The following is a 21589-nucleotide window of genomic DNA, read 5'->3' on the forward strand; positions in this document are numbered from 1 at the left end:
ATTTTAAGCACGCACGGAGGATTATTATGCACAAGTTTTTTTCAAGTCGAAAGCTAGTAATCATTGTCGTTTGCTTAATTATTGGCTTAGGTTTGATTAGTGGGTCAGTGGCAGTTAGAAAAAACCGTGCTACTCCTCCATTGATTCAGCAGGTAGGAAATGACGTTGTTGGATTTGGTGATCGGATTGTTAGCCTCTCTGCGAATGGTGTTGGTTCACTCTTTGGTGCAACTGGTAATTTATTAAACACTTATCAGGAGAACAATCATTTAAAGGGTCAAGTTGAACAATTAGCTCAAACTCAAGTTAAAAATCAAGCACTTGAAAATGAAAATACAAAATTAAGACAACAGTTGGATATTAAAGGAACTCCCACGGACTACAAATCAATTAATGCTAGTGTAATTACTAGAACGCCATCTTCTTGGTTGAACCAATTGATCATTAATAAGGGATCAGCTTCTGGAGTTCAAAAGAACATGTCTGTAATCGTTAATTCAGGATTAGTAGGTCGAGTTGCCGAAGTCAACAAAACCAATAGTAAAGTTGAATTAATCACAGATAAAGGTGATAACGCTAGTCGTTTCTCTGTTCAAGTTCAGGGACAAAAGAAAGTTGTTAATGGTCTCATTGATGGCTATAATCGTGATACTAACGAGTTGGTAATGGGAAGTGTCACTAATCAGGATAAAATCAAGACGGGGACGAAAGTCATGACAAATGGTCTTGGTGGTGTCACTCCCAAAGGACTTTTTGTAGGAAAAGTGGCCGGAACCAAGCAGAATAGTGATGGCATTTCTGAAAAAGTTAACATTAAGCCAGCTGCAAATATGGATGATATTGAGGCGGTGACCGTAATTGGCAAGAAGGATTAGAAGAGGGCGTACGATGCGTCGCCCATCCCGTTTGAAATTCTTATTTCCAATTGGATTGGTAATTGCATTCCTACTAGAGGGGTCAATCTCTAAACTCTTTTCACCAGTACTTTTTGAAAAATTTTCGATGGTACCATACCTAACTTTAATGTGGTTAGTGATGGCAACGCTTTTTGCGCGCCACGAAAAACTTCATATTGGATGGTGGGCCTTAGGAATTGGAATCGTCTACGATGTTTATTACGTTGGAATCGTTGGAATCTTTATGTTTGCCTTTCCACTGGTGGTTTATATTAATCGCATTGTTTTTAAGTTTGTTCGTGAAAACCTGGTAACTTCATCCCTAATTTATATGGGGGATGTTTTAGTGGTATTTGTCTTGAGTTACTTGGGTGATCGAATTGCCCACATTGCGTCTCTTAGTGGAACTCAGTTATTGATTTACACCTTGGGGCCAACGTTAGTATTGAATCTGATCCTGTTTGTTATTCTTTATTTCCCAATCAGGGCACTTTTCAATTATTTTAGTTAAACTAGGAGCATTGATTGTATGGAGAACGTAGTTTTAAAGGGTACTCAGAATGGTTATGAGATTAATATTTCTGATACCAGTAATTTTGACAGTGACATTAATGAGTTTAAGAATTTAATGGAGCAACTGAGTAGTGGTAAGGAACTAGGAAACACTAAACAATTTTCCTTCGATGTCTTTACCGGGAATCGCATCTTAACCGGAGCCCAAAAGCAAGAGTTAAGGGAGATCGTTTCCAAGTATCCACAAATGAGTATTAGACGTTTTATGGCCGATGTAGTTACAACTTCAGAGGCCTATCGCATTCGTGATTTAAATAAGGTTTCAGTAATTGGGAAAACCATCAGAAATGGCGAAGAAGTCATGGTTAAGGGTGACGTGCTATTCTGTGGAGCAATACATGAAGGTGGGAAGTTACTTGCCGGTGGTAACGTTTATAACTTAGGGTATGTTAAAGGAATCGTTCATGCTGGATTCCCTAATGATGAAGAAGCCCTTGTGATCGGAAACTTAAATGATGCTCAACAAGTTCGGATTGGTGAACAGTTTGATATTGTGAGTGATAATAAAGATAGAATGTCTGAAAATAGCCGTACCGTAATTTACATTAATGACCTACATACTATCGAGTATGGCAATTTAGATGAGATTAAAAACATTAGTCCAAAGTTTTATAATCGAATAGGAGGAACTGAATAATGGGAAAAGCAATCGTTATTACCTCTGGAAAGGGTGGAGTTGGTAAAACAACTACTTCTGCTAACATCGGGACTGCTTTAGCCTTGATGGGTAAGCGTGTCTGCCTAATGGATTTGGATATCGGCCTAAGAAACCTTGACGTTGTTCTTGGCTTGGATAATCGAATTATGTATGATATTGTCGATGTCGCAAATGGTCGAGTTCCGCTTCAGAAAGCCCTAGTAAAAGACAAACGGTTTGATGATAATTTATACTTATTACCCGCTGCACAAAATACAGATAAAACAGCTCTAAAAGAGGATCAAGTTAAAGAAATTGTTGATGAGTTAAAACCACAATTTGACTTCGTGTTGATTGATTGTCCGGCTGGAATTGAACAAGGATTTTTGAATTCAGTGGCTGGTGCTGATAGTGCCATTGTGGTTACTACTCCTGAAATCTCGGCTGTTCGTGATGCTGACCGCATTGTGGGCTTATTAGGGAAGCATCCCTTAAAAGAGACACCCAGTTTGATCATTAATCGAGTTCGTCCTAGCATGATGGATGATGGTGATGTAATGGATGTTGATGAAATTACTCATCATTTAGGAATTAGTTTACTTGGGGTTGTAGTTGATGATGATAAGGTCATTACTACATCCAACCACGGTGAACCAGTCGTTTTAGATACGGATGATCCTGCTTCAACGGCGTACCGAAATATTGCGCGTCGTTTGTTAGGTGAAACCGTTCCTTTGATGAAGATCAAACCACAGAAACAAGGATTCTGGTCAAAATTTAAGCATGTGTTTACAAAGAATTAGTTGTACTAATTGATAAAGTTCTCTTAGAATTCTTTCTAGGAGAACTTTTTGTTTTGGAGGAATTGGTTTGAAGAAAGTAATGACAGATGGCGTTCATTTGAACGTTCATGAGAGTAGCAAGTTTAAAACAACCGCGATGACGGTTGACTTTGTGGGACCGTTAGACCATCGAAAATTTGCGGCTAGAGCAATGGTAGCTGAAATGATGGAAAATTACAGTCAAAAGTATAATTCGAAACTTAAAGTGGCTAGAAGACTTTCTGAACTATTTGGTGCTGATTTTGGTACTAATGTCTTTAAGATTGGCAATCGAAGTGTTTTAAGAGTTGTGATGAGTTTTGTTAATAATGATTTCACGTTGGATAATTCAGATGTTTTGGATGAAGCTCTTGCTTTTCTTGCTGAAATGATTTTTCATCCTAATCAAGCTGATCATCAATATGTTGATGATCAGTTTCAGATTCAAAGGGATAATCTCGTTCAGTACCTGAATTCACTTAGTGATGATCGTCGTTATTATGCCCTAAAACGAACTCGTGAACTATATTTTTACGGTCAACCTAACTATTCAGAGTCAGTGATTGGAAGTCCCCAACAGGTTATGAGCCTTAAAAATCAAGATGTTTTAAATGAATTGAAGAACACTTTGGCAAATGATGAAATTCATATTTCAATCCTAGGACAACTCTCTCCGAAGCAAATTGAGGATGTTCAGCATCATTTGGCGTTTTCACCACGGCCAGATCTTAGTTCGAAAATAAAACCAGAGTTAGGTCAATCATCTGAACAAAGTAAGGTGGAAACCATCAAGGGTGAACAATCTAAGCTTGATTTGGCGTTTGATTTTCCCATCTTGATTGGGGATCGCAATTATTTTTCTGCCATCGTCATGAATGCATTACTTGGTGGGATGCAACAGTCGTTGATGTTTCATAATATTCGTGAAAAGCACAGTCTGGCATATTATATTTCAAGTAGTTACAATTCTACCCTTGGATATGTAGCAATTGAAAGCGGGATTAATGCGGATGATGCAGAGGAGGTTGAAGCTTTAATTCATCAGCAGATTGATTTAATTAAAGCCCAAAAATACGATGATCAACGCTTCTTGGACGTGAAATCGGCACTTATCGATGGATACGATTCAAAGTTTGATAGTCAGAGAAGGACTCTGAACGGCGACTTTGTGAATGAATTATATGGAATGGACTTGAGTGTTGACCAATGGATCCAAAAAATTAGGGCAGTTACTAAAGACGACTTAAGTAAGGTAGCTTCAATGATGAAGTTAAAGACAAGATTTTTATTGAAAGGAACAAATAATGGTTGAAGTTCGGTATGACAATTTAAATGAAACCATTCATCGTTATGATTTAGATAATGGGATGAAGGTGATGATTGACCCTAAACCAGGCTTTAATTCAACCTATGGGATCTTAAACGTTCATTTTGGTGCTATTAACAACGTGAGATTGAATGGTGATCAGCTTCAAGGGATGCCACTTGGAATTGCACATTTTTTGGAACACAAGATGTTTGATAAGCATGACTATGATTCTAGTGATCGATTTGGTAAATTTGGCTCTGATTCCAATGCTTTTACTAGTTTTGATCAAACCAGCTATCTTTTTAATACGACTAGTCATGTTAATGACAACTTAGATATTTTAATTGATTTAGTTCAACATCCATATTTTGATGAGAAAAAAGTCCAAAAAGAACAAGGGATTATTGGTCAAGAAATTCTTATGTATCAAGATGATCCTAGTTCAAGAATTTATTTCGACACGATTGGTAATTTGTATCATGGATCACCACTTGACCATGACATTGCTGGAACCGTTGATTCGATCGCTGAAATTACTGCTGATGATTTGTACGCCATGTATCGTCAGTATTATGTTCCTAATAACATGGATTTAATGTTGGTAGGAAAGGTTGATAAAGACCAGGCCATTGCGCGGATTAGTGATCTCGAAAAAGCGATCAAGCCAATTAATCCAACACAGATCGCAACGTTGAAACAAAAAACTAATGAGGCAATTCAGAAGAGTCCCATTGTTGCATCTGATTATTCTGAAATGAATCTTTCAACTGGTAAAGTAGCGGTTGGTTTCAGGGGACCAAGTGATCGAGTTTACGGTCCCCAATTTTCCAAGAATGAATTATCCCTAGGATTATTTCTATCCATGATTTTTTCCGAGGATTCAGAGTCATATCAACGTCTATATTCTGAGGGCATCATCAATGATTCTTTTGGGTATGATTTTGATATGGAAGCAGGCTGTCAATTTGTGATTTTCGCTGAGGATTCCGATCGCCCTGAGTTATTCCAGCAGTCGATTAAACGTGAAATTAAAAGAGCTTTAGATGATGCTTCAGGGTTAACTAAGATTTTCAATTTAATTAAACGGGAGGAAATTGGCCAATCAATTTCGGTCATGAATTCTAATTCAGCGATTGCTAATCAAATGGGCGATCCCTTAAATGAATACACGAATATTTTTGATGAAGTTCAGATCTTAAATCAGCTCTCACTTAGTGAAGTCATTGATTTTGCTAAATATTTCTTTGACTTTGGGAGAACGACCTTAAAGGTCATTTCTTAACGTATATCTTTTTTTAAAACAATGCGTTGTGATATACTTGCAATGAAATCTAAAACAATGGGGTTTTACATATGGATAAAGAAGATAAAAATCAAAAGAGTGTCAATATTGGTCAACTACTCCGTAAAGCAAGAGTTGACGCTGGGATGTCGATTGATGACGTTCAAAAGAAAACTAAAATTCAGAAACGTTATCTAGAGGCAATTGAGGAAGATAACTTTGCTGCGCTACCGGGTGATTTTTACGTGCGTGCGTTTGTTAAGCAGTTTGCTGATGCTGTTGGATTAAACGGAAGTGAGTTTATTCAAAAGTATGACCAAGATCTGCCAGGTGGAGAAAATGTCAATTCTATTGATAATGAAAGTCGTGAGGGTCAGAATTATACTGGGAATCAACCAGAGCCAGCCCAATCACAACAGTCTAGTCAAAGAACTGCTCGTCATGATCCATCCAGTCCAGAACCAAATCACTCTGGTTGGAATATGAGAAAGTTAGTTCCGATCGTTGGAATTGTAATTATCGTGGTTATTATTATCGGTGTAATTTGGGTTGGCGCAGGGAAATTAGCTCATCATAATTCTAATAGTGCCTCAAGCACCACCTCTGTTTCGGTCTCATCCGATAGTTCCAGCTCTAAAGCTAGCTCCAGTTCAAAACAAAAAGCTGCTGAGGATAAAGCAAAAGCTAAGTCAAAGAATACTAAGGCTACTGGAACTCAAATTACCAAAGGGTCAAATGAGAACGAGTATAACGTTAAGACCAATGAAAAAGAAACTAAGGTTAATTTAAAGGGAACCACTAAATCATGGTCGGCTGTATCCGTTAATGGATCACAGGTTTGGCAAGGAACCTTGAATCCTAATCAAACCCATGAGGTAACCATTCCTGCTAACTCTAAGGACTTTAACGTTAATTTAGGTAATGCTACTGCAACTGATATTACCATTAACGGGCAAAAGGCCAACTTAGAGAAACCTGCTAATAATGGCAGTGCTCAGGTTAGAAACGTTACTTTCAAGTTGACCAAATAAACTTTAACCAAAATAACGATCTGTTAAAGATAACAGGTCGTTATTTTAGCGTTTGATCCTAGGAGGATAGATTTTTGAACTTACCAAACAAATTAACTTTATTTAGAATAATTCTTATACCAATCTTTTTGATTTTATTGGTAGTACCCATGGACTTGGGTAGTGTGATGATTATAGGAACCATGATTCCAGTTACTCAAATTTTAGCAACGATCGTCTTCATTGTGGCCGCTTTAACGGATTTCCTGGATGGACAAATTGCTCGTCGGCAACATCTGGTGACTAATTTTGGAAAATTTGCTGATCCCTTAGCCGATAAAATGCTTGTAATGTGTGCCTTTATTGTTTTAGTAGGTTTAGGAAGTGTTGCTAGTTGGATTGCTGCCATCATTGTCTGCCGGGAATTGGCGGTTACTGGATTAAGACTCATTATCGTTGAAAACGATGGGGAAGTAGTTGCAGCAGCATGGCCTGGAAAAATAAAGACCTTTTTCCAGATGATTGCAATTATTATTTTGCTATTGAATAATGCCTTATTTAACAATCTTAACTTACCAGTGGGACAGATTTGTTTGTACATTTGTCTCTTCTTTACCATTTACTCTGGGATTGAGTATTTTTACAAAAATCGAAAAGTTTTTTCTGATTCATTTTAATTAATATTGTTAGGAGTGATTTGATGAATGCTGAAATAGTATCAGTCGGAACGGAAATTCTCTTAGGTGAGATTACTGACACAAGTGCTCCATACATTGCCCGTCGCTTAGCTAATCTTGGAATTGACGTTTATTTTCAAGATACTGTGGGCGATAACTATAAGCGACTAGAATCGGTTATTAACCTCGCTGAGAGTCGAAGCAATTTGGTTGTCTTAAGTGGTGGACTGGGTCCCACAGAAGATGACATTACTAAACTAGTTCTTGCTAAACATCTGGGACTTGCTCTCGATACAGATGAGCATGCTCTACAAAAAATTAATGACTTTTATAAGTCTTATCCAATGAAGGAACCAACGACAGCCGACATGCAAGCTAAATACATTCATGGTGCAACTGTATTACCGAATGATAATGGATTTGCAGTTGGAATGTTTTTAGAGACCAGGCAATGTGATTATTTAGTTTTACCTGGACCTCCAGTTGAAATGCAGCATATGTTTACTAAATATGCTTTGCCAATCTTGTCCAAGATGGCTAGTGGAAATCCAGTGATTGCTTCGAAAGTAATGCGTTTCTTTGGAATTGGGGAAACTGAACTTGAAGATCAATTAAAGCCTCTAATCTCTAACCAAAGTAACCCAACGCTTGCAACATATGCTAAGCATAATGAAGTTACTCTCAGAATTACTGCTAGTGGATCTAAAAAAGCTGATGTTGATAACCTAATTGATGGAATGGTTCAAAAGGTTAATACAATCGTTGGCAAGTATTTCTATGGATTCGGTGACGATAATTCCCTAGCTAAAGTGGCCGTTAGCCTTCTAAAGGATAAGAAATTGTCGATTACAGCAGCTGAGTCACTCACAGCCGGCATGTTTCAGAGTCGACTTGGAAATGTCTCTGGCGTATCTGAAGTCTTTCCTGGTGGATTTGTCACCTATTCAGCTAAGGTTAAAGAAAACGTTCTGCATATTCCCACTGAGGTCATTAACGATCATGGAGTTGTTTCGCGTGAAACCGCCGTATGGATGGCACAAAATTCAAAAAAGCTACTTAATACCAATGTTGCTGTTTCATTTACTGGAGTTGCGGGACCAGATCAATTGGAAGGACATCCAGCAGGAAACTTTTGGGTTGGAATTGCGCTCCCAGACGGAGATGTAAAGGCGAAAGAATTTAACTTTGGCAAAGATCGAAATGAGATTCGAGATTACGCTACTAAGTGTGGTCTTAAAATGGTTTACGATAATTTAAAGTAAAATAGGATGATATTTGTATCCTGTTTTTGTACATACTAGTTGACACTAATTTTTCTAAACTTTAGAATTAAGAAGTGAATAACGTTTGTGTTAGTTATTTAAATAAATTTTTTATTAGTGATACGGGGGCATATGTAAATGATAGTTACAGTTGTTTCCGCTATTATCGCTGTAGTTGTTGGTTTTTTGATTGGTCAGTTTACTTATAAGCAAGTATCTGAGAAGAAGTTAGATGCTGCTCATAAGAGTGCCAAGGATATCCTTTCGGATGCTGAGAAGCAGGCTGAAAATGCGCTTAAAGAGGCTAATTTAGAAGCAAAGGAAAAGGGTAATGCTTATCGTCTTCAGGTAGAAAAAGAACTGAAGAAGCGTCGACTTGAAGTTCAAAAACAGGAAGATCGGTTATTAAAACGTGAAGAGACACTTGATCGAAAAGATAGTGCGTTTGAAAAGCGAGATAATTCATTAGAACGTCAAGAAGAAAAACTTGAAAAAGAGAAGCAAGAACTGACTAAGAAACAACAAAAAGCAGATTCACTTATTGAAAAAAGGCAACAGGAGGTTGCCAGAGTTTCTAATTTAACTAAAGAGGAAGCTCGTACGATGGTAATTGATGAGACGAAGCAAGAATTGGCTGATACTCGTGCTCAAATGATTAAAGAAAGTTACGATTCTGCTAAGGAAGCATCTGCTAAGGATGCCAAGAATTTAATTGTTGAAGCACTTCAGCAGAGTTCAGCTGATATTGTCTCAGAAACTACTGTGTCTGTAGTAACTTTACCCAATGATGATATGAAAGGTAGAATCATTGGACGTGAGGGTCGAAACATTAGAACCTTTGAATCACTTACAGGAATTGATTTAATTATTGATGATACTCCTAATGCCGTGGTCTTGAGTGGTTTTAATCCGGTTCGACGTGAAGTCGCCAAAATGGCACTTGAAAAGTTAATTAAAGACGGAAGGATTCATCCGGCTCGTATTGAAGAGATGGTGGATAAGAGTAAGAAAGAACTCGAAGCCCAAATTCAAGAAACTGGGGAAAACGTTGTCTTTGATTTAGGGATTCATTCGATGAACCCTGATTTGATTAAATTAATTGGTCAATTGAAATACAAAATTTCATATGGACAAAATGTTTTATCACGCTCCATTCAAGTAGCAAAATTGGCGGGAGTGTTTGCTGCTGAGTTAGGTGAAGATGTTACATTAGCGAAAAGAGCGGGATTATTGCGTGAGATTGGCTTGTCGTCTAATAGTGGAACGGATGTTTCATATATTGATGCTGGCGTTGATATCGCAAAAAAGTATGGTGAGAGTCCCGAGGTAATTGATGCAATTCAATTAGGTGGACCTGAAAGTGAGCCTCATTACATGATTTCAGAGTTAGTTGATGTTGCCAACAAGATTTCAATGGCTCGACCTGGTGCAAAGAGTGACTCACTGGAAAGCTTTGTTCATCGTCTTGATAAACTTGAAAAGATTAGTAATAGCTTTGATGAAGTTTCAAAGAGTTACGCTGTTCAAGCTGGACGTGAAATTAGAGTGATCGCCAAGCCCGAAAATATCTCTGATACCCAAGCAATTGTGCTTGCTAGAGATATTAAAGATAAGATTGAAAAGGAAATGAATCATCCTGGTCACGTCAAGGTTGATGTGATTCGAGAAGTCCGTTCAGTTGAATATGCAAAGTAAAAGATCAGACATTATTCTGGTCTTTTTTATTTCAATTTATCAGTGTAAAATAAAGATATTATATTAGAAGACGGGGAATGGATATGCGATTTTTGTTTCTAGGAGATACGGTTGGTAATATTGGAGTGGCTACGGTAGAAAAATATTTACCATTATTAAAACACGATTTGAAGCCTCAGGTCACCATTGTAAATGGTGAAAATGCTACTAAGGTAGGTCGTGGGATTAATCATGAACTTTATTTAAAAATTATGAATGCTGGAGCTGATGTAATTACTCTGGGAAATCATGCCTGGAATAATTCCGAAATTTTCGAGTTTATCAATCAAACCAGAAATCTTATTCGTCCACTTAATTATCCTGGAAAAGATGTTCCAGGACATGGATACATAGAAATGAACGTGAATGGCAACCTGGTGGCTGTAATTAATCTTCAGGGACGGGTTTTTATGGATGAAATTGACGATCCGTTCGAGGATGTGGATAATCTCCTAGCTCAATTACACAAAGATAACGTGAATATTATTTTTGTTGATTTTCATGCGGAAACTACTAGTGAAAAAAAGGCCATGGCTCTTCATTTGGATGGAAGAATCTCAGCTTTGGTTGGAACTCATACCCACGTTCAAACTAGTGATGGTCAAATCTTGCCCCACGGGACAGCTTTTTTAACCGATGCCGGAATGACAGGACCAAATGATGGGGTCATTGGGATGAAGTTTGAGCCAGTCATTAATAAGTTTATGACAGCAAGGCCCAATCGGTTTGAAGTGCAAGAAACAGGTAGTGCAGTGTTATCAGGATGTTACATTGATGTTGACAGTAAATCGGGAAAAGCACGAAAGATTAAGAACATTTTAATTAATAAGGATCATCCGTACCAAGAATTTTAGAGGAGAGTAACGCATGGCAAAATCAAAACAAACAACGCCAATGATGCAACAATATCAGGAGGTTAAGGATCAGTATCCTGATGCTTTTTTGTTTTATCGTATTGGTGATTTTTATGAATTGTTTAATGAAGATGCCGTTAAGGGAGCTCAATTATTGGAGTTGACCCTAACACAGCGCAGCAGAAAATCTGATAATCCCATTCCCATGTGTGGAGTTCCTCATCAATCAGTGCAGAGTTACGTAGATACACTGGTTGATAAGGGATATAAGGTGGCAATTTGTGAACAGATGGAAGATCCCAAGACAGCTAAGGGAATGGTTGACCGTGATGTCATTCAATTAGTAACTCCAGGGACTCAGACGGATGCTAACGCTGAAAATGCAAAGATTAATAATTATTTAACTGCGGTGACCTATAGTGAAAGTAATAATGCATATGGATTCTCATACATTGACTTATCCACTGGTGAATTAAAGGTTAGTTTGTTAAAAAACGCGGAAGCTGTTTTAAATGAAGTGATTAACTTGAATTCTAAGGAAGTTGTTGTTGATGAATCGATTGATAGTGATTTAATTGATCAATTAAAGGGGATTGGAGTTCTAATTTCTCATGAAGACCAGATCTCTGAAATAGATTCAGATGAGATTATTTCTACCATTGATGATCCTACCTTACTTGATTCACTTAAAATGTTGCTATCGTATATTTCTGACACCCAAAAACGAAGTCTGTCACACATTCAACCCGCCGTTCAATATGAACCTAGTTCTTTTTTAAAGATTGATCATAATTCGCAGTATAATTTGGAACTCACCAAAAATATTCGAACCGGAAAAAAGAGTGGGACATTACTTTGGATTGTCGATGATACTAAAACGGCAATGGGTGGAAGAAAACTCAAGCAATGGTTGGAACGTCCCTTAATTGATCGAAAAGAGATTGAGCAACGGCAGAGTTTGGTTGAGACACTTTTAGATAATTATTATGAACGAAGTGAACTCGCTGATAATTTGATTAAAGTATATGACTTAGAGCGGTTAGCTGGACGAATTTCTTTTGGCGGTGTGAATGGCCGTGATCTAGTCCAATTAGAAACTTCGCTTGAACAAATTCCAAAAATCAAGCACGTGTTAAATGATCTTGATACTCCTGAATTCGATGAAATTTATCAAAAACTTGATGATGTTAATGATGTATACGAATTAATTAAAGCGGCTATTATCTCCGAGCCACCTATTTCAGTGACTGACGGAGGTTTAATTAGAGATGGCTATAGTGAACAGCTCGACCAGTATCGGGATGCCATGAAGAATGGTAAGCAGTGGCTTGCAGATATGGAAGCTAAAGAACGTCAGATAACTGGAATTCATAATCTAAAGATTGGCTATAATCGCGTTTTCGGTTACTACATTGAGGTTTCAAAGGGAAATCTAAGTAAACTGGATGATAGTCGTTATGAGCGTCTTCAGACGCTAACTAACGCAGAGCGTTTTTCGACTCCGGAATTAAAGGAAAAAGAATCGATTATACTTGAAGCTGAAGAAAAATCAAAGAGCTTGGAGTATGAAATATTCACACGGGTTCGCGATCAAATTAAAAAACAAATCCCGCGGATCCAAAAATTAGCAAGTGGAATCTCGCGATTAGACGTTTTGCAAAGTTTCGCTACCATCTCTGAGAAATATCAGTTTATTAAGCCCCAATTTAATGATGGTCATGACTTAAACGTTAAGGCAGGACGGCATCCCGTGGTAGAACGGGTAATGGGAGCTCAGAGTTACGTTCCAAATGATGTGGTAATGCATCCATCTGTTTCAGAATTGCTAATTACTGGCCCTAATATGTCAGGAAAAAGCACGTACATGAGACAATTAGCGTTGATTGTGATTTTGGCTCAAATGGGTTGCTTTGTTCCAGCTGAGAGTGCTGATATGCCTATTTTTGATCAAATTTTCACTCGAATTGGAGCCGCTGATGATCTTATTTCTGGAAAGAGTACTTTTATGGTGGAAATGAGAGAAGCTAATGAAGCTCTCAAACATGCCACAGATAATTCGTTGATTTTATTTGATGAAATTGGAAGGGGAACGTCCACGTATGATGGAATGGCACTTGCTCAGGCCATTATTGAGTATATCCATGACAATATTGGGGCAAAAACCCTCTTTTCGACTCATTACCATGAGTTAACCGATTTAGATCATGAATTAAAACATTTAAAGAATGTTCATGTTGGAGCGGTTGAAAAGAATGGTAATTTAGTCTTTTTGCATAAGATTATGAATGGTCCTGCTGATCGTTCGTATGGGATTAATGTTGCTAAGCTAGCGGGACTTCCTGACCAATTATTAAAACGAGCTAATACGGTCCTTGAGAAGCTTGAGGATGATGATCAACGGAAAAACAATCATGATGATAAGATTCAGAAAAATGAAGCACAAGTGAAGCATCCAACACTTCCCCAGAAGACTGAATCAGAAACGTCAGTTGACTTAAGTGATGGTGAACAGATGGCTTTATTTAAAGTTGATGAGCCTAAGAACCATTCACAATTAAGCAAGAATGAAAGTAAAATCATTAAAGATTTGGAGAGTACCGATCTTATGAGTAAAACCCCAATTCAAATTATGAATTTGGTGTACAAATGGAAAACTAAGTTAGAAAATTAGGAGGTGACACTATGGCAGATATTCACCAACTACCAACGATTTTATCATATCAAATTTCAGCAGGAGAAGTAGTCGAAAGGCCAGCATCGGTAGTGAAAGAGCTGGTTGAAAACTCAATTGATGCTAATAGCACCAAAATTGATATTGTGGTTGCTGAGTCGGGGCTTAAAAGCGTTGAAGTGGTTGATAATGGTTCAGGGATTGCTTCAAACCAAGTGGAATTAGCCTTTCGTCGCTTTGCAACCAGTAAGATTAGTGATAAGCGGGATTTATTTCGTGTCAGGTCACTAGGATTTCGTGGTGAAGCTCTACCAAGTATTGCTTCCGTGTCTGACGTTGATATGAAGACCTCTGATGGGAAAAAACAAGGGGCTGAGATTCAGATCCATGGTGGAAAAGTAGTTAAAATGGAGCCCTCTCAAGCTCGAAGAGGGACCTCAGTTTTGGTATCTGATCTTTTCTTTAACACGCCTAATCGGCTAAAGTATTTAAAAGCGCCAGCTACCGAATTATCTAAAATATCCGACATTGTAAACCGGTTAGCCCTTAGTCATCCTGAGATTGTATTTTCGCTTACTCACAATGGACGTGAACTCTTACGTACATCAGGCAGAAATAATATGCAGCAGGTCATTGCCGGAATTTACGGGAACCGCAACATGAAACAGATGATTGCGATCCAAGGAGAGAATCCCGATTTTAAGATCAGTGGTTATATTAGCCTTCCTGAATTAACACGGGCTAGTCGAAAATATACGTCAGTGATTGTTAACGGGCGTTTTATTCGTGATTTTGGATTGGATCATGCCATTATTGATGGTTACGGATCAAAACTAATGGTTGGTAGATATCCGATCGTGGTCATAAGCATTACGATGGATCCGAGTCTAGTGGATGTAAATGTGCATCCTTCAAAGGAAGAAATTCGAATTTCCAAAAAGAAGGAACTTAGTACTTTTATTTCGCAAACGATTTATGAGACCCTTTCTAAACAAAATTTGATTCCTGAAGCCATGAATAATAAAGCATTAAAAAACGGTGTTGCCCGGCATAATTCAACTGAAATTTCCTTTAATTTAGATCAATTGTATGAAGATGGAGAGCAAACGTTTCATGCTGATACTGAAGAATCAACTGGGAAACCCGATCCGATGGATTCTGTTACTCACATGGCCTCAGATTCATCGACCCATCAACCAATTATGATCTATCGAAAAGCCGATTTAAATGCGGCGGCAGTTCAAAATTTTAAGGCGAGATATGAGCATGAAAAGGGTGAACTCCCATTTGGCGGCAAGACTGAGGCTCCCAATGCTTCTCATGATTTTCCTCAACTAAGATATATTGGTCAAGTTCACGGAACATATTTAGTGGCTGAGAGTTCAGATGGAATGTACATTGTGGATCAACATGCTGCTCAAGAACGAATTAATTATGAATATTACCGAAAGCAAGTTGGAAGGGTCAGTGGGGACGAACAGAAAATGCTGGTTCCAATTGTACTTGATTATCCCGCAAGCGATGCTTTGGTAATTTCAAGTCATTTGGATCTTTTAGAAGAAAATGGGCTTCACTTGGAATCATTTGGAAAGAACAGTTTTGTAATAAGACAACATCCAGTTTGGTTTAAGGCGGGACAGGAGGAAGACACCATCAAAGAAATGATTGATTGGATTTTAAGCAATCAGCAATTATCAACGGCTCAGTTTAGAGAAAAAGCAGCCATTATGATGAGCTGTAAACGTGCCATTAAGGCCAATCATCATCTTGATAAACGACAAGCACAGGCGTTGCTAGACAAGTTGCCCGAGTGTGAAAATCCATTTAATTGTCCCCATGGACGCCCTGTTTTGGTTCATTTTTCGAATTCAGACTTAGAGACGATGTTCAAAAGGATTCAAGATCCACATCAAAGTGGTAAGAATGATTTTTAATTTAACGTGAAATGAGTTGATTGTATGTATGAGTATTTATATGGGATGATTACGAACGTAAGTCCCAAATACATTGTTCTCGATGTTAATGGAGTAGGTTATCTAATCTACGTAGCTAATCCTTATCACTATGATACTGATCAGCAGGTAAGAGTTTATATCCACCAGTCGGTTTCAGACAATGGGGTGGCGCTATACGGATTTATCACCTTAGAAGATAAACAACTTTTTGAGCAACTTCTGAACGTATCTGGCATTGGGTCTAAAAGTGCTCTGGCGATCATGGCGGGCAATGATAGTAATGGTTTAGTTAGGGCCATTAACGTTGGAAACATTAAATATTTGACCAAATTCCCGGGAATTGGGAAAAAGACTGCTCAGCAAATTGTGTTAGACTTAAAAGACAAAATTACATCCAATGATGTTTTTACTGGCAATGTTTCTGTAGATGATGTTGAAGACACTGGTAATAAACAATTAGATGATGCATTAAGTGCCCTCCAAGCATTGGGCTTTAAGCAACGTGAAGTTGATAAAATTAAGGCAAAACTTCAAGAAGTTGAGGAAGATTACACTACTGACCAATACATTAGTGCTGGTTTAAAACTGTTAACTAAGTAAGTTAGGAGGAAATAATGACAGATGATCGAATCGTGTCTGGAGCAAGTGATGATGAAAATGATGAATCATTTGAAATGTCACTTCGACCACAAAATTTTGATCAGTACATCGGTCAAGATGACCTAAAAAAGAAACTTAAGATATACATTCAAGCTGCACAACAACGTGAAGAATCACTTGATCACGTTTTATTATACGGGCCACCAGGTCTTGGTAAAACAACTTTAGCCAATGTTATTGCAAACGAGATGGGTGTTGACATGAAAACAACCACCGGACCAGCAATCGAAAAGAAGGGTGATCTAGTTGCACTTTTAAATGAACTACAGCCGGGAGACATTCTTTTTATTGATGAGATTCACCGCTTGCCAAAAGAAGTGGAAGAAATGCTGTATTCAGCAATGGAAGATTATTACGTTGACATTATCATTGGAAATGATGATGCGACTAAACATCCCGTTCATTTTGATTTGCCGCCCTTTACTTTAATTGGAGCAACTACTAGAGCTGGACTACTTGATTCACCGTTCAGAGATCGTTTTGGAATCGTTGAACGAATGAATTATTATAATGATCGTGATTTAGAAAAAATCGTGAAACGGTCGGCGAAAATTTTTCATAGTAAGATTAAAGAAGATGGCGCTCATGAAATTGCCCTTCGTTCGAGGGGAACCCCACGAGTGGCTAATCGTTTACTAAAACGAGTCAGAGACTTCGCTCAAGTTGCTAATCATGATGAAATCGACGTTAAAAGTGTGGATACGGCCCTTGATGCGTTAGGAGTTGATAAAAATGGATTGGATAGAACTGACATAAAATTACTTTCCACAATGATTGATTTTTATGATGGCGGACCGGTTGGTTTGAACACATTAGCTGCTAATATCGGTGAAGAATCTGAAACAATTTCAGAAATGTATGAGCCCTATTTACTTCAAATTGGTTATTTAAAACGGACAGCTCGTGGCCGAATGGTAACTAAAGCTGGCTATGAGCATTTAGGGCGGAAATATCCAGAAACTAATTAAATAAATTGGAAATTTTATCTTCAATTTGGTAAGCTATTGTTAAATAAAGAATGAGGTGAAAACATGCAAAATATATCACAATATGCTGGAATTATTGTATTAATTCTTTTGTTCGTTTTAATGTACTTTATGATGATCAGACCACAAAAGAAGCAACAACAAAAGCATCAAGACACTTTAAAGAACCTGCGCAAGGGTGATCACGTTGTTACCATTGGTAGACTTCATGGAATTGTTGATCAAATCAACAATGAAAAGCGGACAGTTACTTTGGACTGTGATGGTCTTTATTTAGTATTTGACCTCAATGCGATTGCAAGTGCAAGTCGTCCTGGAGAAGAAAAAGCTTCAGAAAATGATTCAAAGGAAAAAGAAGTTTCTAAAAAGAACGAACCAGAAAAAGCAGCTGATTCAAAGCAAACTGCAAATAGTGATGATAACGCTAAATAAAAAAGATCGGATTTATCCGATCTTTTTTATTGGAGATGAAAGAACGTACGTTTGGTGGGATTAAGGAGGATTATATTGGAAGAATCAATTAAAATTAATCATTCACGTGATATTTTACATGTTGATATGGATGCCTTTTTCGCTTCGATTGAACAAAGAGAGCACCCGGAGTTTATTGATCAACCATTAATTATCTCTAAGGATCCAAGAAAAACTGGTGGTCGTGGAGTAGTGACCACTGCTAATTATCCAGCTAGAAAGTTTGGCGTTCATTCAGCCATGCCTGCCAGTAAAGCGTTAGAATTGTGCCCAAATGGCGTTTTTAAGGCACCAGAATTCAAATTATATCGGGATGTTTCCCATCAAATTCACGATATTTTTCACGAGTATACGGATCGTATTGAAACGGTGGCCTTGGACGAAGCCTATCTTGATATCACGAAAAATAAAAAGCAAATTAGAAATCCAGTTCTCATTGCACACCTAATTCAAAGCGAGATATGGGAAAAAACGCATCTAACCTCTTCTACTGGAATTTCGTACAATAAGTTTTTGGCTAAAGAAGCCTCTGATTATCGTAAGCCGGCGGGGGTTACCATGATTGACGTTGAAGATAGTCATGAATTCTTAATGAAGCTCCCAATTGATCGGTATCGTGGGGTTGGAAAGAAAACACTTCAAAAAATGCAACAGCTAAACATTCAAAATGGGCAGGATTTGTATCGACAATCTGAAATGGACCTTATCAAAAATTTTGGGAAATTTGGTTATTTTTTATATCGTCGGGTTCGTGGTTCCGATGATCGGCCAGTTGAATATCAACGTGAGCGAAAGTCAATTGGAAAGGAACGAACTTATGGACCTGAATTAAAGAGCAGAGAAGAAGTAGAATCACAGTTGCATAAGATTGCTAAGATGGTCGAAGAATCCCTGAATAAACATGAAAAACATGGGAAAGTTTTAGTTCTAAAGGTCAGATATAGTGATTTTACGACGTTGACTAAGAGAATTTCTTGGAATGATTTTATGGAAAATGATGCTCGACTCTTCTATGATTTGGCGCTGGAGATTTTTGATGGTTTACCTGAGGCAACTTATGGCATTAGATTACTCGGGATAACGCTGACAAATCTATCAGACATTGGCTTTCAAAATATTAAGTTGCCATTGTATTCTGATCCACGCTTTGAAATGTAGCTGGAGTGGGTTATACTTAACTGTTAAATAATTAAGAGTATTAGAGGCCATTGTAATGAACGTAAAACAGCAGATTAATGAAAAAATCAAGGAATTTCCAACCATCATTATTCATAGACATCAGAGCCCTGATCCTGATGCAGTTGGGTCACAACTTGGATTAGCAAATATTATCAAAGCGTCTTATCCTGATAAGAAAGTTTTAACGGTCGGGAAGCAGTACCAAGGTTTTGATTGGTTAGGAAAAGTGACTGAGGCAAGTGACGATGATTATCAAAATGCCTTAGTAATTGTGGTAGATACTGCCAATCAACCACGAGTTGATGATAATCGTTATACTAAAGGGAAATACCTCATCAAAATTGATCACCATCCCAATGATGACCAATTTGGTGATTTGATGTGGGTTGAGCCGGAAGCATCAAGTACTTCTGAACTTATCTATGATTTATTTGCTGCAAACAATGATCTCAAGATGCCAGATAATGCGGCTCGTTTGTTGTATGCTGGAATCATTGGTGATACTGGTCGTTTCAAGTACTCCTCAACCTCTTCACATACTTTTGAGGTAGCAAGCAAGTTGGATGAATATCATTTTTCAATTACAGATGTTGCTCAAACCGAAGATGCTATAGATGTTGCTCAAGCCCGTTTGGCTGCCTATGTATACGAACATTTAACAATTGATGAAAATGGTGCAGCTTATGTGATTTTAACTAATGAAGTGATTAAGGATCTCAAGTTAGGTGATGATAGTACTTCTTCGGTAGTTCCACTTCCTGGAAATATTGGTGAAGTAGTTGCTTGGGCCATCTTCGTTCAACAAAAAGAAGGAAATTACCGGATCCGTCTACGTTCTAAAGGTCCTTCAATTAATGAACTGGCCAAAGAACACGATGGCGGTGGTCATGCGCTAGCTAGTGGTGCTAAGGCTTCCGATGACGATGAAATAAAACAGGTTGTGCAGCAACTTTCTGAAGTTGTGAAGCAGTATAAAAAGGAGAATAACTAATGGGAGCTTCGTTTAAGGATTATCATTTTCAACCCTTTATTGGTGACGCCATTAAAGATCTTGGATTTCGTAATCCCACCCCAATTCAAACCAAAGTAATTCCAACCATCAAACACGGAAAAAGTGTGATTGGTAAGTCCGCTACGGGAAGTGGTAAGACTCATGCTTTTCTTTTACCAATTTTTGATGGTTTAGATCTTAATAAGGAAGACGTTCAAGTAGTAATCACTACTCCTAGTAGAGAATTGGCTTACCAAATTTACGACAATGCCAAACAGATTGCGAAGTTTTCTGATAAAACGATCCATATCGGTAATTACGTTGGTGGGACAGATAAAGAACGTCAAGTTGAAAAACTTGAGCGTGAACAACCGCAAGTAGTAATTGGGACCCCTGGAAGAGTTTGGGATCTTGTGAAGAATGGTGATCTTGAGATTCATAGTGCCCACCAATTAGTAATTGATGAAGCTGATATGACACTTGATCTGGGATTTTTGGATACGGTTGATGAGATTGCCTCTAAAATGGCAGAAGATTTGCAAATGATGGTATTTTCTGCCACGGTTCCACCAAAACTAAAACCATTTCTTAAGAAATACATGAAAAATCCAGTAATGAATGATATTCCTACCAAAACCGTTATTAACCAAAATGTGTCAAACTGGTTAATTTCTACTAAGGGTAAGAATAAGAATGATTTAATTTATCAATTAATTACGATGGGCGAACCATACCTAGTTTTAATTTTTGCCAATACTCGTGAACGAGTTGATGAAATTTATAACTATCTAAAGCAGCAAGGATTAAAAGTTGCTGAAATTCATGGTGGAATGCAGCCACGAGTCAGAAAACGAGTCATGAAACAGATTCAGAATCTAGATTATCAATTTGTGGTTGCCTCTGATTTGGCTGCTCGAGGAATTGATATTTCTGGGGTATCGCACGTGATTAATGATGATATTCCCACTGACTTAGAGTACTTTATTCATCGGGTTGGACGAACTGGAAGAAATGGCATGAAAGGAATTGCCATGACCCTCTATGCTCCGGGTGAGGAACAAAGGGTTTCGGAACTGGAAAAAATGGGCATTAAGTTCATTCCAAAAGAGATCAAGCGTGGTGAGGTCGTTGATACGTATGATCGAAGGCGACGAATGAAGCGAAAAGAGCCCAAAAATAAGTTAGATCCGACCATGATTGGTTTAATTAAGAAAAAGAAGAAAAACGTTAAGCCAGGATACAAGAGGAAAATTAAACGAGCCATTAAACAAAAAAGTGATAAAGATCGGAAGATTGAAGTTAGAAATCAAATTCGGGCTCGAAAGAAACAGAAGAAACGTAGTTCACAGCGTTATCAATAACATTACTGATTGACAGTGTTTTATTTTCTGGATATAATTTAAGTTAATTGGATATATCAAATTAATAAGGTACCACAGAGAGGTTTGGATAATGAAAACAGACTGTGCTAAGTTATTTTGATGCTGCCAGATAGTAAATCGTTTCCCACGTTATAGGGACTAAAGAGGTAATGAACAACATCGTTGCAAGCAAAGTGGTACCGCGTTCCGGCGTCTTTGCTAGCAATGGTGTTTTTTTATTTTTTATTTTATGGAGGATA

Annotated in this window: 19 protein-coding genes; all 19 read left to right on the forward strand. The window is 37.9% G+C overall.

Annotated features, from left to right (window positions below; genetic code table 11):
* Positions 1-26: 26 nt before the first annotated feature.
* The 19 genes from mreC to FC73_RS04405 all read left to right on the forward strand — a co-directional run bounded on the left by mreC (position 27) and on the right by FC73_RS04405 (position 21329).
* Positions 27-875 (forward strand): rod shape-determining protein MreC, encoded by an 849-nt coding sequence (mreC, locus tag FC73_RS04315; protein WP_010021982.1) that lies wholly within the window; start codon positions 27-29, stop codon positions 873-875.
* Positions 859-1407, forward strand: coding sequence for a rod shape-determining protein MreD (mreD, locus tag FC73_RS04320; RefSeq protein ID WP_147299366.1), 549 nt, complete (start codon positions 859-861; stop codon positions 1405-1407). Before mreC ends, mreD begins: the two co-directional genes overlap by 17 nt.
* An 18-nt stretch (positions 1408-1425) precedes the next feature.
* Complete coding sequence (locus FC73_RS04325; protein ID WP_010021985.1) at positions 1426-2106, forward strand: septum site-determining protein MinC; 681 nt, start codon at positions 1426-1428, stop codon at positions 2104-2106.
* Positions 2106-2909 carry a septum site-determining protein MinD gene (gene minD, locus FC73_RS04330; protein WP_010021987.1) on the forward strand — a complete coding sequence of 268 codons (804 nt, stop codon included), beginning with the start codon at positions 2106-2108 and terminating at the stop codon, positions 2907-2909. Before FC73_RS04325 ends, minD begins: the two co-directional genes overlap by 1 nt.
* Before the next feature lie 67 nt (positions 2910-2976).
* The gene (gene yfmF, locus FC73_RS04335; RefSeq protein ID WP_010021989.1) at positions 2977-4239 is read left to right on the forward strand and encodes an EF-P 5-aminopentanol modification-associated protein YfmF; all 1263 of its coding nucleotides are present in this window, start codon (positions 2977-2979) and stop codon (positions 4237-4239) included.
* A complete protein-coding gene (gene yfmH, locus FC73_RS04340; protein WP_010021991.1) occupies positions 4232-5518 on the forward strand; it encodes an EF-P 5-aminopentanol modification-associated protein YfmH in 1287 nt (428 codons plus the stop codon). Before yfmF ends, yfmH begins: the two co-directional genes overlap by 8 nt.
* A gap of 71 nt (positions 5519-5589) precedes the next feature.
* Positions 5590-6549 (forward strand): helix-turn-helix domain-containing protein, encoded by a 960-nt coding sequence (locus tag FC73_RS04345; protein ID WP_010021992.1) that lies wholly within the window; start codon positions 5590-5592, stop codon positions 6547-6549.
* A gap of 74 nt (positions 6550-6623) precedes the next feature.
* Positions 6624-7205 (forward strand): CDP-diacylglycerol--glycerol-3-phosphate 3-phosphatidyltransferase, encoded by a 582-nt coding sequence (pgsA, locus tag FC73_RS04350; protein WP_010021993.1) that lies wholly within the window; start codon positions 6624-6626, stop codon positions 7203-7205.
* A gap of 23 nt (positions 7206-7228) precedes the next feature.
* Entirely contained in the window at positions 7229-8467 is a 1239-nt protein-coding gene (locus FC73_RS04355) for a competence/damage-inducible protein A (protein WP_010021994.1), read from the forward strand.
* A gap of 138 nt (positions 8468-8605) precedes the next feature.
* Positions 8606-10162 (forward strand): ribonuclease Y, encoded by a 1557-nt coding sequence (gene rny, locus FC73_RS04360; RefSeq protein ID WP_010021995.1) that lies wholly within the window; start codon positions 8606-8608, stop codon positions 10160-10162.
* A gap of 83 nt (positions 10163-10245) precedes the next feature.
* Complete coding sequence (locus FC73_RS04365; protein ID WP_029327126.1) at positions 10246-11055, forward strand: TIGR00282 family metallophosphoesterase; 810 nt, start codon at positions 10246-10248, stop codon at positions 11053-11055.
* Positions 11056-11068: 13 nt separating this feature from the next.
* Positions 11069-13726 carry a DNA mismatch repair protein MutS gene (gene mutS, locus FC73_RS04370; protein ID WP_010021998.1) on the forward strand — a complete coding sequence of 886 codons (2658 nt, stop codon included), beginning with the start codon at positions 11069-11071 and terminating at the stop codon, positions 13724-13726.
* An 11-nt stretch (positions 13727-13737) separates the two neighbouring features.
* Entirely contained in the window at positions 13738-15660 is a 1923-nt protein-coding gene (mutL, locus tag FC73_RS04375) for a DNA mismatch repair endonuclease MutL (protein WP_056936294.1), read from the forward strand.
* A 24-nt stretch (positions 15661-15684) separates the two neighbouring features.
* Complete coding sequence (ruvA, locus tag FC73_RS04380; protein WP_010022001.1) at positions 15685-16281, forward strand: Holliday junction branch migration protein RuvA; 597 nt, start codon at positions 15685-15687, stop codon at positions 16279-16281.
* Between the two features lie 14 nt (positions 16282-16295).
* The gene (ruvB, locus tag FC73_RS04385) at positions 16296-17309 is read left to right on the forward strand and encodes a Holliday junction branch migration DNA helicase RuvB (protein WP_010022002.1); all 1014 of its coding nucleotides are present in this window, start codon (positions 16296-16298) and stop codon (positions 17307-17309) included.
* 63 nt (positions 17310-17372) lie between these two features.
* Positions 17373-17759, forward strand: a complete 387-nt coding sequence (yajC, locus tag FC73_RS04390) for a preprotein translocase subunit YajC (protein WP_010022003.1) — start codon at positions 17373-17375, stop codon at positions 17757-17759.
* Positions 17760-17834: 75 nt separating this feature from the next.
* Positions 17835-18956 carry a DNA polymerase IV gene (dinB, locus tag FC73_RS04395; RefSeq protein WP_010022004.1) on the forward strand — a complete coding sequence of 374 codons (1122 nt, stop codon included), beginning with the start codon at positions 17835-17837 and terminating at the stop codon, positions 18954-18956.
* Between the two features lie 55 nt (positions 18957-19011).
* Entirely contained in the window at positions 19012-19968 is a 957-nt protein-coding gene (locus FC73_RS04400) for a DHH family phosphoesterase (protein ID WP_010022006.1), read from the forward strand.
* On the forward strand, positions 19968-21329 hold the full coding sequence (locus tag FC73_RS04405) for a DEAD/DEAH box helicase (RefSeq protein ID WP_010022007.1): 1362 nt from the start codon (positions 19968-19970) through the stop codon (positions 21327-21329). The genes FC73_RS04400 and FC73_RS04405 overlap by 1 nt, the downstream gene beginning before the upstream one ends.
* Positions 21330-21589: the final 260 nt, after the last annotated feature.

This window comes from Fructilactobacillus fructivorans (assembly GCF_001434095.1).
Lineage (GTDB): Bacteria > Bacillota > Bacilli > Lactobacillales > Lactobacillaceae > Fructilactobacillus > Fructilactobacillus fructivorans.